Source organism: Cupriavidus taiwanensis (genome assembly GCF_900250115.1).
GTDB lineage: Bacteria > Pseudomonadota > Gammaproteobacteria > Burkholderiales > Burkholderiaceae > Cupriavidus > Cupriavidus taiwanensis_B.
In genome coordinates, this window is sequence record NZ_LT984803.1 from 3,547,618 (window position 1) to 3,561,250 (window position 13,633).

The 13,633-nt window shown below is 67.9% G+C and carries 12 protein-coding genes; 5 read left to right on the top strand and 7 right to left on the bottom strand.

The genetic code is table 11. The annotated features are described in order from the left end of the window. Positions 1-26: 26 nt before the first annotated feature. The 3 genes from htpX to def all read right to left on the bottom strand — a co-directional run bounded on the left by htpX (position 27) and on the right by def (position 2,743). A complete protein-coding gene (gene htpX / locus CBM2586_RS16550) occupies positions 27-887 on the bottom strand; it encodes a zinc metalloprotease HtpX (protein ID WP_018005006.1) in 861 nt (286 codons plus the stop codon). Positions 888-1,069: 182 nt separating this feature from the next. After that, positions 1,070-2,083 carry a methionyl-tRNA formyltransferase gene (fmt, locus tag CBM2586_RS16555; RefSeq protein WP_115663510.1) on the bottom strand — a complete coding sequence of 338 codons (1,014 nt, stop codon included), beginning with the start codon at positions 2,081-2,083 and terminating at the stop codon, positions 1,070-1,072. A 153-nt stretch (positions 2,084-2,236) separates the two neighbouring features. Then, on the bottom strand, positions 2,237-2,743 hold the full coding sequence (gene def, locus CBM2586_RS16560) for a peptide deformylase (RefSeq protein WP_115663863.1): 507 nt from the start codon (positions 2,741-2,743) through the stop codon (positions 2,237-2,239). A 160-nt stretch (positions 2,744-2,903) separates the two neighbouring features. Here def and CBM2586_RS16565 point away from each other — a divergent pair, with 160 nt between their 5' ends. The 4 genes from CBM2586_RS16565 to CBM2586_RS16580 all read left to right on the top strand — a co-directional run bounded on the left by CBM2586_RS16565 (position 2,904) and on the right by CBM2586_RS16580 (position 8,612). Continuing rightward, positions 2,904-4,085, top strand: coding sequence for a LysM peptidoglycan-binding domain-containing protein (locus CBM2586_RS16565; RefSeq protein WP_115663509.1), 1,182 nt, complete (start codon positions 2,904-2,906; stop codon positions 4,083-4,085). 7 nt (positions 4,086-4,092) lie between these two features. Beyond that, entirely contained in the window at positions 4,093-5,283 is a 1,191-nt protein-coding gene (gene dprA, locus CBM2586_RS16570; RefSeq protein ID WP_115663508.1) for a DNA-processing protein DprA, read from the top strand. Positions 5,284-5,364: 81 nt separating this feature from the next. Next, positions 5,365-5,769 (top strand): thioredoxin family protein, encoded by a 405-nt coding sequence (locus CBM2586_RS16575; RefSeq protein WP_115688532.1) that lies wholly within the window; start codon positions 5,365-5,367, stop codon positions 5,767-5,769. A 158-nt stretch (positions 5,770-5,927) separates the two neighbouring features. Then, a complete protein-coding gene (locus tag CBM2586_RS16580) occupies positions 5,928-8,612 on the top strand; it encodes a DNA topoisomerase III (protein ID WP_115688534.1) in 2,685 nt (894 codons plus the stop codon). A gap of 78 nt (positions 8,613-8,690) precedes the next feature. On the opposite strand, the gene CBM2586_RS16585 is transcribed toward CBM2586_RS16580, so the two are convergent. Next, positions 8,691-9,632, bottom strand: a complete 942-nt coding sequence (locus CBM2586_RS16585; protein ID WP_115663505.1) for a LysR family transcriptional regulator — start codon at positions 9,630-9,632, stop codon at positions 8,691-8,693. 200 nt (positions 9,633-9,832) lie between these two features. Here CBM2586_RS16585 and CBM2586_RS16590 point away from each other — a divergent pair, with 200 nt between their 5' ends. After that, positions 9,833-10,123 carry a hypothetical protein gene (locus CBM2586_RS16590; RefSeq protein WP_115663504.1) on the top strand — a complete coding sequence of 97 codons (291 nt, stop codon included), beginning with the start codon at positions 9,833-9,835 and terminating at the stop codon, positions 10,121-10,123. Between the two features lie 258 nt (positions 10,124-10,381). Here the strand turns inward: CBM2586_RS16590 and CBM2586_RS16595 are convergent, their stop codons facing one another. The 3 genes from CBM2586_RS16595 to CBM2586_RS16605 form a co-directional block, all read right to left on the bottom strand. Beyond that, the gene (locus CBM2586_RS16595) at positions 10,382-10,840 is read right to left on the bottom strand and encodes a hypothetical protein (protein WP_115663503.1); all 459 of its coding nucleotides are present in this window, start codon (positions 10,838-10,840) and stop codon (positions 10,382-10,384) included. Positions 10,841-11,062: 222 nt separating this feature from the next. Continuing rightward, positions 11,063-11,257 (bottom strand): YbdD/YjiX family protein, encoded by a 195-nt coding sequence (locus tag CBM2586_RS16600; RefSeq protein ID WP_115663502.1) that lies wholly within the window; start codon positions 11,255-11,257, stop codon positions 11,063-11,065. Positions 11,258-11,281: 24 nt separating this feature from the next. Then, positions 11,282-13,354, bottom strand: a complete 2,073-nt coding sequence (locus tag CBM2586_RS16605) for a carbon starvation CstA family protein (RefSeq protein WP_115663501.1) — start codon at positions 13,352-13,354, stop codon at positions 11,282-11,284. Positions 13,355-13,633: the final 279 nt, after the last annotated feature.

Below are 13,633 nucleotides of genomic sequence, written 5' to 3' on the forward strand. Positions count from 1 at the left end.
GGGCCGCGCCCCGGATTTCCGGCGGCTCAGGCCGGGTAGGTGCCGGTCTGTGCCATCTGCATCAGGCGCGCGATGCGTTCCTCGGTGGCCGGATGGGTCGAGAACAGGTTGGCGATGCCGCCGCCGGACAGCGGGTTCATGATCATCATCTGCGCCGTCGCCGGATGCTCCTCGGCGGCCTGGAACGGGATGCCCTGCGCGTAGCGATGGATCTTGTCGAGCGCGCTGGCCAGCGCCTGCGGGTCGCCGCTGATCTCGGCGCCGCCGCGGTCGGCTTCGAATTCACGCGCGCGCGAGATCGCCATCTGGATCAGCGACGCCGCCAGCGGCGCCAGGATCGCGACGGCAATGCCGGCGATAGGGTTGGTGCGGTTGCCGTTCTCGTCACGCCCGCCGAAGAACATCGCCATATTCGCCAGGGCCGAGATCGCGCCGGCCATGGTGGCGGCGATGGTGGAGGTCAGGATGTCGCGGTGGCGCACATGCGCCAGCTCGTGCGCCATCACGCCGCGCAGCTCGCGCTCGGACAGCACGCGCAGGATGCCGGTGGTGGCCGCCACCGCGGCGTGTTCCGGATTGCGCCCGGTGGCAAAGGCGTTGGGCGCGTCTTCGTTGATCAGGTAGACGCGCGGCATCGGCAGGCCGGCGCGCTGCGCCAGGTCCTGCACCATGCCGTAGAACTGCGGGGCGCTGCCGGCATCGACTTCCTGCGCGTTGTACATGCGCAGGACCATCTTGTCCGAGAACCAGTAGGAGAAGAAGTTCATGCCCAGCGCGATCAGCAGCGCGAACATCATGCCGCTGCGTCCGCCGATCATGCCGCCGATGACGATGAACAGCGCCGTGATGGCCGCCATCAGCATGAAGGTCTTGACCCAGTTGAACATTGCGGTGATCTCCGTGTAATCGTGACGCGCCCCGGATAAGCGGGCGCGATGCCCGTTAGATAGGGGCTGATCGCGGAAAATTCAACGCCCGTTCAGCGGGCTATGCAAGGTTGCGCATGCGCGGCAGACGCGGGCGCTGTCGGCGGCACTTCAAGCCTCAGGTGCGGCAAAGGGCTGCCCGCTCACGCCGCCGCGGCGCCATTGTCGGGCACCGCGCAGCGCGTGCCCGGGGGCAGCGGCAGGCCTTGCAGGAACTGCTGCGCCGGCTGGCGGCGGCCGCCCGGCTTCTGCAGCTCGGTGACCTGCAGCGCGCTGCCTTCGCCGCAGGCGATCAGGATGCCGGCGGCGTCGGCGGCCAGCACCGTGCCTGGCGGATGTGGCAGGCTGCTGGCCGCCGCCAGCGGCACCGCCTGCCAGCACTTGATCACGGTGTCGCCGACCTGCACGGTGGCGCCCGGGAACGGGTTGAAGGCGCGCACCTGGTTGGCCAGCTCGGCGGCCGGGCGGCGCAGGTCCAGCGGGGCTTCGTCCTTGGCGATCTTCTCGGCGTAGGTGACGCCTTGCTCCGGTTGCGGTGTGGCCGGCAGCGGGCGGCCGGCGTCCAGTTGCCGCAGCGCATCCACGATCATGCGCGCGCCGAGCGCGGCCAGGGCGTCGTGCAGCGTGCCGGTGGTGTCGTCCGCGCCGATCGGTACCGCCTCGCGCGTGAGCATGTCGCCGGTGTCCAGGCCCTCGTCCATCTGCATCAGCGTGATGCCGGTCTCGGCGTCGCCTGCCTCGATGGCGCGGTGGATCGGCGCCGCGCCGCGCCAGCGCGGCAGCAGCGAGCCGTGGATATTCAGGCAGCCCAGCCGCGGCAGCGTCAGCACCTCGGCCGGCAGGATCAGGCCGTAGGCCGCCACCACCATGACATCGGGCGCGAGGCCGGCGAGGGTTTCGATGGCCGCGGCGGCCTCCTGCGGATACTTGCCGTGGCGGCGCAGCGAACGTGGCTGCAGCACCGGCGCCAGGCCATTGGCGACGGCGAACTGCTTCACCGGGCTGGCCTGCAGCTGCATGCCGCGGCCGGCGGGCCGATCGGGCTGGGTCAGCACCGCGACCACCGGAAAGCCGGCGGCGTGGATGGCTTCCAGCGCGAGGCGCGCAAACTCGGGCGTGCCGGCAAAGGCGACACGCAAGGGGCTGGCTTGGGACATGGCAGGTTCCGTGGCCTGAAATGGCACCGGCCGCTGTAGCGGCCGGTATCGTGGTTCTTCGGAAGTCATAAAGATAACAGACCCCGCGCCGCTGCCGCACGCGGGTGGCCGGATTCCGGCGCGCTGTTACATCTTTATTGCCGCCACGGCGGCTTACATGCGGGTGCGTTCGCGCTTCTGCAGCTTGCTCTTGATGCGGTTCAGCTTGAGCGGCGACAGGTACTCGACGAAGACCTTGCCGCGCAGGTGATCGATCTCGTGCTGGATGCAGACCGCCAGCAGGTCGTCGGCGTCGAGCTCGAAGCTTTCGCCCTTCTCGTTGAGCGCGCGCACGCGCACGCGGTCGGGGCGCTCGACCCGGTCATAGACCTCGGGCACCGACAGGCAGCCCTCTTCCCACACCTTGCGGTTGTCGCTGGCCCAGACGATCTCCGGGTTGATGAAGACCTGGAGCTGGTCACGCGTTTCCGAGATGTCGATCACCACCACCTGCTCGTGCACGTTGACCTGGGTCGCGGCCAGGCCGATGCCGGGCGCTTCGTACATGGTTTCCGCCATGTCCTTGACCAGCTGGCGGATGCGGTCGTCCACCGCGGCCACGGGTTTGGCAACGGTGTGCAGGCGGGGATCGGGGTAGGTCAGGATGTCGAGTTTTGCCATGATGCTGGGGCGCAACGCCGGCTGCTGCCGGCAACCGGGCCGCGTTGCGGCGGCGGATGTTTACATGCAGAATCGGGGCGCAAGTACAAAAATTCAAGGCGCGCCGCAACGGGCACGCTCTCCCGGGTCAATCCGGCCGAACCACCGGCCGGTCAGGAAAATGCGCGATCTTACCAAAGAACACCAGGCGGCGTCGGGCCGCAGGCTGCACGCGTTCATCCCCAGATTTGCATATCCGTTATTGAGTGCCGCGGCCTTTACCGCCGTGGCCGCGCCAGCTGCCACGGCGGCTGACCTGGCGGTCACCCCGGCCCAGCAGGCCGAGGCCCAGCGCAGCGCCCGGCAAGGCATTCCCGTGGCCGATCTTGCCGCCAACGCGCCATCGCAATATACCGTGCGCGCCGGCGACACGCTGTGGGGCATCTCGGGCCGCTTCCTGCGCCAGCCCTGGCGCTGGCCCGAACTCTGGGGCATGAACCAGCAGCAGATCCGCAATCCGCACCTGATCTACCCGGGCCAGATCCTGTACCTGATCCAGCGCGACGGGCGGGCCTGGCTGTCGACCGCGCCGGGTGCCAGCGACACCGTGCGCCTGTCGCCGCAGGTGCGCAGCGGCGCCGCCGACGGCGCCGCCATCCAGAGCATCCCCGCCGCCGAGATCGAGCCCTTCCTGATCCGGCCGCTGGTGGTCGACCAGGACACGCTGGACACCTCGGCACGCATCGTCGCGGTGTCCGAGTCGCGCGTCATCCTGGGCCGCGACGACACCGGCTACGCCCGCGGCATCCCGGCGGACGCGCCGCAGGGCAGCGACTGGCAGGCCTACCGCCCGCTCACCCCGGTGCGCGATCCCGTGACCCAGGCCCTGCTCGGCTACGAGGCCGAATATGAAGGCAATGTGCGGCTGGCACGCGGCGCGCAGGGTCCGGACGCGGTCTCGACCCTGCAGGTCACGCAGGCCAGGCAAGAGATGGGCGTCGGCACGCTGCTGATGCCGCAGCCTGCGCGCGAGGCCTTGCGCTACGTGCCGCACGCACCCGATGCGCAGCTCGACGGCCGCGTCGCCAAGGTCTATGGCGGAGTCGAGTTCGGTGGCGCCAGGCAGGTCGTGGTGCTCAACCTCGGCAGCCAGGCCGGGGTGGAACCGGGCCACGTGCTGGCCCTGTCGCGCGCCGGCGAAACCGTGACCGACAAGACCGACAGCAACCGGGCCATCCGGCTGCCGGACGAGCGCTACGGGCTGGCCTTCGTCTTCCGCGTGTTTCCCGGCGTCTCGTATGCGCTGGTCACCGACGCTTCCAACGTGATCGCGGTGGGCGACCGCGCCACCTCGCCGCGCTGAGCCGCTCTTGGTGACATCCCCGGCGGCGCCTGTCGGCGCCGCATCTCCTTGCCATGCCGGCGCCGGCGCGCCAGCCGCCTGTCGCGATGCCGACGACCTGAAGGCCTGGCTGCAGCTGGCTTGTGCCCCCGGCGTCGGCCCGGTCGCGGTGCGCCTGCTGCTGGCGGCGTTCGGCCTGCCGCGGCAGGTGCTGGCGCAGAGCGTGACGGCACTGTCCACCGTGGTCCCGGCCAGGCTGGCCCGCGCGGTGGTGGCCAGCCCGGCGACCGGGCTCGCGGCCCTGGTCGAACGCACGCTGGCGTGGCTCGGCACGCCCGGCAACCAGCTGGTGACGCTGGCCGATGACGCCTACCCGCGCCGCCTGTTCGATCTGCACGATCCGCCGCCGCTGCTATATATCAAAGGCGATCCCGCGCTGCTGGCGCGTCCGGCGGTCGCCATCGTCGGCGCGCGCAATGCCACCGAGCAGGGTAAGCGCGATGCGCAGGCGTTCGGGCGCGAGCTGTCCGAGGCGGGCCTGACGGTGATCTCCGGCCTGGCGCTGGGGATCGACGCCGCCGCCCATGCCGGCGGCCTGCTTGGCTGCGGCGGCACCGTCGCGATCACGGGGACGGGGGCCGACCGGGTCTATCCCGCCGACAACCTGGCCCTGGCCCATGAGGTCGCCCGGCGGGGCGCAGTGGTCACCGAATTCCCGCTGGGCATGCAGGGCCTGCCGGCCAACTTCCCGCGCCGCAACCGCATCATCGCGGCGCTGGCGCACGGGGTGCTGGTGGTGGAGGCCGCGGCGCGATCGGGCTCGCTGATCACCGCGCGGCTGGCCGCGGAACTCGGGCGCGAGGTGTTCGCGGTGCCGGGATCGATCCACGCGCCGCTGTCGCAGGGTTGCCATCTGCTGATTCGTCAGGGCGCCAAGCTGGTGGAGCGCACCGGGGACGTGCTCGAGGAAATCAACCTCGGGCCGGCCGCGCCGGTGCCTGGCCTGCCGCCGGCGCGGGCCGAGGCTTCGGACCAGTCTGAATTTGCCGATCCCGCCGACCCCCTGCTAGCCGCCCTCGGATACGATCCGGTTACGCTGGATGCGCTGTGCGAGCGCAGCGGCCAGCCCCCGGACGCCGCCGCGGCCCGCCTGCTGGAACTGGAACTGGCCGGGCATGCCGAGCGTCTACCGGGAAACCTGTTCCGACGCCTTGCGTGAAGGCCGCGCCGGGCAGCGCGCGCAATACCGATACAATCGCCGACTGTCCGTGTGTCGCGGGCACCTCATGTTTCCGATGCCATGACCGTTTACTTTCCTGAACGTGATGCCGGCGCCATCGCCGACTGCCTGGCGGCGCGGCCGCAGGGCCGCCTGGTGGCCTGCCTGTGCGCGCAGTGGTGCGGCACGTGCCGGGACTACCTGGTGGCGCTGACGGCGCTGGCCGCGCGCCATCCGGATGATTGCTTTGTCTGGATCGATATCGAGACCCATGCGGATGCGCTCGGCGATATCGATATCGAGAATTTCCCGACCGTGCTGGTGCAGCCGGCCGCGGGTGGCACGCCGCAGTTCTATGGCACCCTGCTGCCGCATATCGAGGTGCTCGAGCGCATGCTCACGCGTGGCGCGGCCATGCCGGCGCCCGCGGAGGACGTGCCGGAGGTGCTGGACTGGTTGCTTGGCGGGGGGCGCGGCGGCGCCTAGGCGGCGCGCGCGACGGCAGGCGAGACGCCATGAGGCTGGCTTGCACCGCCGTCGAAACCGCGCTTATTATTGGCGCCTCATAGCCCCCCGGCGTTCTGATTACTACGTTTGCAGTGCAATTAGCGGGTTGCCGGACGCAGCCCGCAAGGACCCTTCCCATGTCAAAAGCCCTCATCATCGCGGAAAAGCCGTCGGTCGCGGCGGATATCGCCCGTGCCCTCGGGGGGTTTACCAAGCACGACGAGTATTTCGAGAGCGACGACTACGTGCTGTCCTCCGCCGTCGGCCACCTGGTCGAGATCGCCGCGCCGGACGAATACGAGGTCAAGCGCGGCAAGTGGAGCTTCGCCAACCTGCCGGTGATCCCGCCCCACTTCGACCTGCGCCCGATCGCCAAGACCGAGTCGCGCCTGAAGGTGCTGAACCGGCTGATCAAGCGCAAGGACGTGACCGCGCTGATCAATGCCTGCGACGCGGGGCGTGAAGGGGAACTGATCTTTCGCCTGATCGCGCAGCAGGCCAAGGCCAAGCAGCCGATCCGGCGGCTGTGGCTGCAATCGATGACGCCGCAGGCCATCCGCGACGGCTTCGCCGCGCTGCGCGAAGACGAGGACATGCTGCCGCTGGCCGACGCCGCGCGCTGCCGCTCCGAGGCCGACTGGCTGGTCGGCATCAACGGCACGCGCGCGATGACCGCCTTCAACAGCAAGGGCGGCGGCTTCTTCCTGACCACCGTGGGCCGCGTGCAGACTCCGACGCTGTCGATCGTGGTCGAGCGCGAAGAGAAGATCAAGCACTTCGTCCCGCGCGACTACTGGGAAGTGCGTGCCGAGTTCATCGCGGCCGCGGGCCTGTACGAAGGCCGCTGGTTCGACCCCAAGTTCAAGAAGAGCGAATTCGATCCCGAGGCGCGCGAGTCGAGGCTGTGGAGCGAGGCCGAGGCCAAGAGCATCGTCGCGGCCTGCCGCGACAAGCCGGGCACCGTCACCGAGGAATCCAAGCCGTCAACGCAGCAGTCGCCGGCACTGTTCGACCTGACCACGCTGCAGCGCGAGGCCAACTCGCGCTTCGGCTTTTCGGCCAAGAACACGCTGGGCCTGGCGCAGGCGCTGTATGAAAAGCACAAGGTCCTGACCTACCCGCGTACCGACGCGCGCGCGCTGCCCGAGGACTACATGGACACGGTCAAGCAGACCATGGACATGCTTGCCGACAGCTCGCCCAACTACCTGCCGCACGCCAAGAAGATCCTGGCGCAGGGCTGGGTCAAGCCGAACAAGAAGATCTTCGACAATAGCAAGATCAGCGACCACTTCGCCATCATCCCGACGCTGCAGGCGCCCAAGAACCTGTCGGAGCCGGAGCAGAAGCTGTATGACCTGGTGGTGCGCCGCTTCCTGGCGGTGTTCTTCCCGGCCGCCGAGTTCCAGGTCACGACCCGCATCACGGAAGTTGCCGGCCACCATTTCAAGACCGAAGGCAAGGTGCTGGTCAACCCGGGCTGGCTGGTGATCTACGGCCGCGAGGCGCAGGGCGACAAGGATGCCGCCAACCTGGTGCCGGTGGCCAAGGACGAGAAGGTCAAGACCGACAAGGTCGAGAGCGTCGGCCTGACCACCAAGCCGCCCGCGCGCTACAACGAAGCCACGCTGCTGTCGGCGATGGAAGGCGCCGGCAAGCTGGTCGACGACGACGCGCTGCGCGAGGCCATGGCTGGCAAGGGCCTGGGCACGCCGGCCACGCGCGCGGCCATCATCGAAGGCCTGCTGACCGAGAAGTACCTGGTGCGTGAAGGCCGCGAGCTGATCCCGACCGCCAAGGCGTTCCAGCTGATGACGCTGCTGCGCGGCCTGGGCGTGCAGGAACTGACGCAGGCCGAACTGACCGGCGAGTGGGAGCACAAGCTCTCGCAGATCGAGCGCGGGCGCCTGAAGCGCGACGAGTTCATGCTCGAGATCGCGCAGATGACGCAGCAGATCGTCAAGCGCGCCAAGGAATACGATAGCGACACCATCCCGGGCGACTACGCCACGCTGGACACGCCGTGTCCGCAGTGCGGCGGACAGGTCAAGGAGAACTACCGCCGCTTTGCCTGCACCGCGTGCGAATTCTCGATCAGCAAGATCCCGGGCGGCCGCCAGTTCGAGATCGAAGAAGTCGAGGAACTGCTGCTGAAGAAGGAAATCGGTCCGCTGCAGGGCTTCCGCAGCAAGATGGGCCGTCCGTTCGCCGCCATCCTCAAGCTGGGCAAGGACGACGAAGGCCATTACAAGATGGAATTCGACTTCGGCCAGAATGACGACGACAACGACGGCGAGCCGGTCGACTTCAGCGGCCAGCAGCCGGTGGGAACGTGCCCGAAGTGCGGTGGCTCGGTGTTCGAGCACGGCATGAAATACGTCTGCGAGAACAGCACCACCAGCCCCAAGAGCTGCGACTTCACCACCGGCAAGATCATCCTGCAGCAGGAGATCAGCCGCGAGCAGATCGGCAAGCTGCTCAACGAAGGCAAGACCGACCTGCTGACCGGCTTCAAGTCGTCGCGCACCGGCCGCAACTTCAAGGCCTTCCTGGTCAAGCAGCCCGACGGCAAGATCGGCTTCGAGTTCGAGGCGCGCGAGCCCAAGGCGGGCGCCAAGACCGCGGCCAAGGCACCCGGCAAGGCGGCATCGCGTGGCACGGCCGAGGCCGAGGCCGAAGCGGCGCCGGCGACGAAGACGGCCGCCAAGACCGCGGCCAAGACGGTCGCGGCCAAGGCGCCGGCGAAAAAGGCCGCCGCCAAGAAGGCACCCGCCAAGACCGCCGCGGCGAAGAAGACGCGCGCCGCCGCGGCCGGCGAGTAAGCACCCCGCCCATGGCAGAACGCCCGGCATTGCCGGGCGTTCTGCTGTCTGCGCGCCGTAGCCGGGGCGCGCTGCCGCTCAGGTTCGCATGGCGTGGGCGCCCAGGCTGGCGACAGGCGGCGCGTCCTTGTCCCGCATCTGCCCTTCTTCCAGCAGGAAGTCGATAAAGGCGCGCACCTTGGTCGGCAGGAACTTGCGGCTGGGGTAGACCACGCTGACATCGCGCCGGGGCAACTGGTACTGCGGCAGCACGTGCACCAGACGGCCCGATTCGATATTGGGCCGCGCCAGGTAGGACGAAAGCATGGCCACGCCCATGTCGGCGAGGGCGGCCTGGTGCGCCAGTTCGGCGTTGCTGCACAGCAGCCCGGGGCGGATCGGCACGGTCACCTCGCCTTCGGGGCCCAGCAGCGTCCATTCGTGCTCGGCAATCGGCAGGCGCATGGCGATGCAGCGATGGTGGCTCAGCTCATGAGCATGGCGGATCGGGGCATGCGCCGCGACATAGCCGGGCGACGCGCAGAGGATCACCTCGGCCGAAATCAGCGGGCGCGCCACCAGGTGCGAGCCCAGTCCCAGGTCCGACAGCATCACCGCCACGTCGCGGCCTTCCTCGACGATATCGACATTGCGGTCCGACAGGATCACGTCGAACACCACCTCCGGATAAAGCTGCTGGAAGCGCGACAACAGCTGGGGCAGCAGGTGCAGGCCGAACATCACCGGCGTCACCAGGCGCAGCGTGCCGGACAGCGACTGGCTGCGGGCCGTGACCACGCTTTCGGCTTCCTCCACGTCTTCCAGGATCTGCTGGCAGCGCTGCAGGTAGGTCTCGCCGGCATCGGTCAGCGACAGGCTGCGCGTGGTCCGGTTGAGCAGGCGGGTGCCGAGGTGGCTTTCCAGGTCGGCCACGTAGCGCGTGACCACGGCGTTGGACATTTCCAGCTGCTGCGCTGCACGCGCGAAGCTGCCCAGCTCCACCACTTTGGAAAACACACGCATCGACTGCAAGCGATCCATGACATAGTCTCCCGGTTCTTTGCTGAATTCTTACGCAATCAGCTTATTTTATTGTTCGAATCAAAACTAAGCATTGTGGATCCTGATATTTATTGATATGAGGGAAATGCCTAATATCTAGCCATCGGATGCCGCATTGCAACATACCCTTCCCTGAAGGTGCCGGATCAGGCATCCACGCTACAAGGAAGTCCTGAATCATGAAAACCAACCGCTACGCCCTGATCGCTGTCGCCACCGTCGCTGCCGCCCTGTCCGCCGCGCCGGCCTTTGCCAAGAACGGCAAGTTCGATGTCTACACCGACGGCGCCAAGGTGGCCAGCTTCGACGTCTATGCCGACGGCGCCCGCGCCGGCAAGTTCGACCCGTACACGGACGGTGCCAGGGCTGGCAAGTTCGACGCCTTCACCGACGGCGCCCGCACCGGCAAGTTCGACACTTTCGCGGAAGGCGCGAAGTACGACACCACGACCGATCGCGCGCCGCTCTGAGCCGGCACGGTCCAGCGCTTGAACCTGGTCTCCACAGGTCTTTAGGAGAGCGCCCCGCGTCTCTCCCGCTTTATTGGAGAAGAAGCCCGCACCGGTCCCGGTGCGGGCTTCTTTGTTTCTGGCGCCGGCAGATCCGGCCCGGACTGTGGTCGATTATGCCAGACACCGCAACGCAACGACGTCTGGTGGATACGCGGCGGTGGCGGCGCCCAAAGAAAAACGGGCCATGACGGCCCGTTTTGCTGACCACGCTACGACTCAATCGTCGTAGTGGTGGCGGTGATGGTGCTTGTGCTTCTTGCGCTTGTAATGGCTCTTGCTGTAGTAGCCGCGATCGTCGTCGTACGAGTTGTTACGCGAGATGTTGCCGCCCAGCGCCGCGCCCGCGCCGCCACCCAGGCCGGCGCCGATGAGGCCGCCGGTGCGTCCGCCCATGGCGTTGCCGGCAGCGGTGCCGGCACCACCGCCAAGCGCGCCGCCGATGATGGCGCCGGTGCGCTCGCGGCGGTTGGACGTGACCGCGCCACCGGCGCCGCCACCCACCGCACCGCCGATCACGGCGCCGGTGCTGCCGCCCAGCGCGCCGCCGACCGCGGCGCCGGCGACACCGCCGAGCGCGCCGCCGAGGGCATTGTTCATGTCGCCCGCGACGGCCGGCAGCGCACAGGCCGCCAGGGCAAGGGCAACGGTCAGGTTGCGAACGGAATGGCGAGTCATATGTTTTTTCCTCGAATTGCCATGATGTGTCGCAAGTGTAGATAAGGTGCCGCAGCCTTGCTGTAACCACCTGTAAAGCCCTGTAACCCCCTGCAGAAACGGTATCGGGCCATTACAACGGCGCGGTGAAAATACAACACTTAATAAAAAGACAGGCGACCATGTGATCGCCTGTCTGCATTGTCCGCCGCTTGCGCTTGCTGCGAGATAGTTAGCGTGCCGTCAGCAGCACTTGCCCTGCCCGCCGCCGTAGCGCGCTTCCTGGCGCTCGCGGAAGAACTCTTCGTAGCTCATTGGCGCGCGCTCGGGGTGCGTGCTTTCCATGTGGGCCACGTAGGTCTGGTAGTCGGGCAGCCCGACCATCAGGCGCAGCGACTGGCCGAGGTACCGGCCCATGGTGCCAAGTTGTTCCAGCATGGCGGCTCCTTGTCGAGGTCAGCGTCAGGACTGGGCCGAGGCGGCGCCCGGCAACGGCTCGAACGGCGTTTCCTTGTCGGTCGGGCGGTTCACGGCGCGCGCCTGCAGCGCGGTCTTGAAGCCGTAGCACACGATCGACAGCACCACCACCATGAACAGCGCGCACAGGCCGGCATCCAGGTAATCGTTGAAGACGATGCGGTGCATCTGCTCCATCGACTTGGCCGGTGCCAGCACCTTGCCTTCGGCGATGGCGGCGCTGAACTTGGCGGCGTGGGTCAGGAAGCTGACCTTGGGGTCGGCATGGAACAGCTTCTGCCAGCCGGCGGTCAGCGTGCAGATCAGCAGCCAGACGGTCGGCACCAGCGTGACCCAGGCGTACTGGCCGCGCTTCATCTTGACCAGCACGCAGGTGCCCAGCACCAGTGCCACCGCGGCCAGCATCTGGTTGGAGATGCCGAACAGCGGCCACAGCGTATTGATGCCGCCGAGTGGATCGACCACGCCCTGGTACAGGAAGTAGCCCCAGGCCGCCACCGTCAGCGCGGTGGCGATCAGGTTGGCCGGCAGCGAGTCGGTGCGCTTCATCGACGGCACGAAGCTGCCCAGCAGGTCCTGCAGCATGAAGCGGCCGGCCCGGGTGCCCGCGTCGACGGCGGTCAGGATGAAGAGCGCTTCGAACAGGATGGCGAAGTGGTACCAGAACGCCATCATGGCCTGGCCGCCCACCACCTGGTGCAGGATGTGGGCGATGCCAACGGCCAGCGTCGGCGCACCGCCGGCGCGCGAGATGATGGTGTTCTCGCCGACGTCCTTGGCGGTCTGCACCAGCACGTCCGGCGTGATCACGAAGCCCCAGGTCGAGACCGCCTGTGCCACCGCCTCGGGGGTGGTGCCGATCACCGCGGCCGGGCTGTTCATGGCGAAGTACACGCCCGGCTCGATCACCGCGGCGGCCACCAGCGCCATGATGGCGACGAAGGACTCGGCCAGCATCGCGCCGTAGCCGATGAAGCGCGCGTGGGTTTCGTTCTCCAGCAGCTTGGGCGTGGTGCCCGACGAGATCAGTGCGTGGAAGCCCGACACCGCGCCGCAGGCAATGGTGATGAACAGGAACGGGAACAGGTTCCCCGACCACACCGGCCCGCCGCCCGCGGCGAACTGCGTGAAGGCCGGCATCTTCAGCTCCGGCGCGACGATCAGGATGCCGACGGCCAGCGCGATGATGGTGCCGATCTTCAGGAAGGTCGACAGGTAGTCGCGCGGGGCCAGCAGCAGCCACACCGGCAGCACCGCGGCGATGAACCCGTAGATGATCAGCATCCAGGTCAGCGCCTTGCCGCCGTAGGTGAACAGCGGCGCCAGCGTCGCGCTTTCATGCACGTACTGGCCGCCGATGATGGCCAGCATCAGCAGCACGAAACCGATCACCGAGACTTCGCCGATGCGGCCCGGGCGGATGTAGCGGGTGTAGATGCCCATGAAGATGGCGATGGGGATGGTCACCGCCACGGTGAAGGTGCCCCACGGCGAGTCCGCCAGCGCCTTCACCACGATCAGTGCCAGCACCGCCAGGATGATGATCATGATCATGAAGCAGCCGAACAGCGCGATCATGCCCGGCACCGTGCCCATCTCGGACTTGACCAGGTCGCCCAGTGAGCGGCCGTCGCGGCGCGTCGAGATGAACAGCACCATGAAGTCCTGCACCGCGCCGGCGAACACCACGCCGGCCAGCAGCCACAGCATGCCCGGCATGTAGCCCATCTGCGCGGCCAGCACCGGGCCCACCAGCGGGCCCGCGCCGGCGATCGCGGCAAAGTGGTGGCCGAACAGCACCGCCTTGTTGGTCGGCACATAGTCCAGGCCATCGTTATGGCGCCACGCGGGCGTCATGCGCTTGGGATCGAGCTGCATCACCTTGTCGGCGATGAAGCGGCTGTAGTACCGATAGGCGATCAGGTAGATGCAGAGCGCGGCCACCACGATCCACAGCGCGCTGACGGCCTCGCCGCGCGCGAGCGCGACGGTGCCGAAGGCAAACGCGCCAAGGATGGCGACGGCCAGCCACACCAGGTGTTCTCCGATGCGATTCATTTTGAAGGGTCTCCTCAGACCGGGATTTGGAAAGCCTGCGGCGGCGAAGGACTGGCAACTGGCAACGGGCGGGGCGGCGGCGGGCGCCTGGGCGGGCAGCTTGGCAATCCGGCGGCGAGGGGTATCCGGGCTGCTGGAATCGAGGTTGCTGCGCGCCCGGTTCGTGTCGTTTCCGGATCTCGTCTTGCAGGCAGGCGATGCACCAACCGGGTAGGCGGTGCACCAACTGCGTGGACCCGCGCCGCATGTTGGGGCGGCTTGCGCGTCCGGCGTGTAGTA

Coding starts and splice junctions, on each gene's coding strand:
- htpX (WP_018005006.1), bottom strand. CDS start 887: ATGTTCAACTGGGTCAAGACCTTCATGCTGATGGCGGCCATCACGGCG.
- fmt (WP_115663510.1), bottom strand. CDS start 2,083: ATGTCCCAAGCCAGCCCCTTGCGTGTCGCCTTTGCCGGCACGCCCGAG.
- CBM2586_RS16565 (WP_115663509.1), top strand. CDS start 2,904: ATGCGCGATCTTACCAAAGAACACCAGGCGGCGTCGGGCCGCAGGCTG.
- def (WP_115663863.1), bottom strand. CDS start 2,743: ATGGCAAAACTCGACATCCTGACCTACCCCGATCCCCGCCTGCACACC.
- CBM2586_RS16580 (WP_115688534.1), top strand. CDS start 5,928: ATGTCAAAAGCCCTCATCATCGCGGAAAAGCCGTCGGTCGCGGCGGAT.
- CBM2586_RS16575 (WP_115688532.1), top strand. CDS start 5,365: ATGACCGTTTACTTTCCTGAACGTGATGCCGGCGCCATCGCCGACTGC.
- CBM2586_RS16595 (WP_115663503.1), bottom strand. CDS start 10,840: ATGACTCGCCATTCCGTTCGCAACCTGACCGTTGCCCTTGCCCTGGCG.
- CBM2586_RS16590 (WP_115663504.1), top strand. CDS start 9,833: ATGAAAACCAACCGCTACGCCCTGATCGCTGTCGCCACCGTCGCTGCC.
- CBM2586_RS16600 (WP_115663502.1), bottom strand. CDS start 11,257: ATGCTGGAACAACTTGGCACCATGGGCCGGTACCTCGGCCAGTCGCTG.
- CBM2586_RS16605 (WP_115663501.1), bottom strand. CDS start 13,354: ATGAATCGCATCGGAGAACACCTGGTGTGGCTGGCCGTCGCCATCCTT.
- CBM2586_RS16585 (WP_115663505.1), bottom strand. CDS start 9,632: ATGGATCGCTTGCAGTCGATGCGTGTGTTTTCCAAAGTGGTGGAGCTG.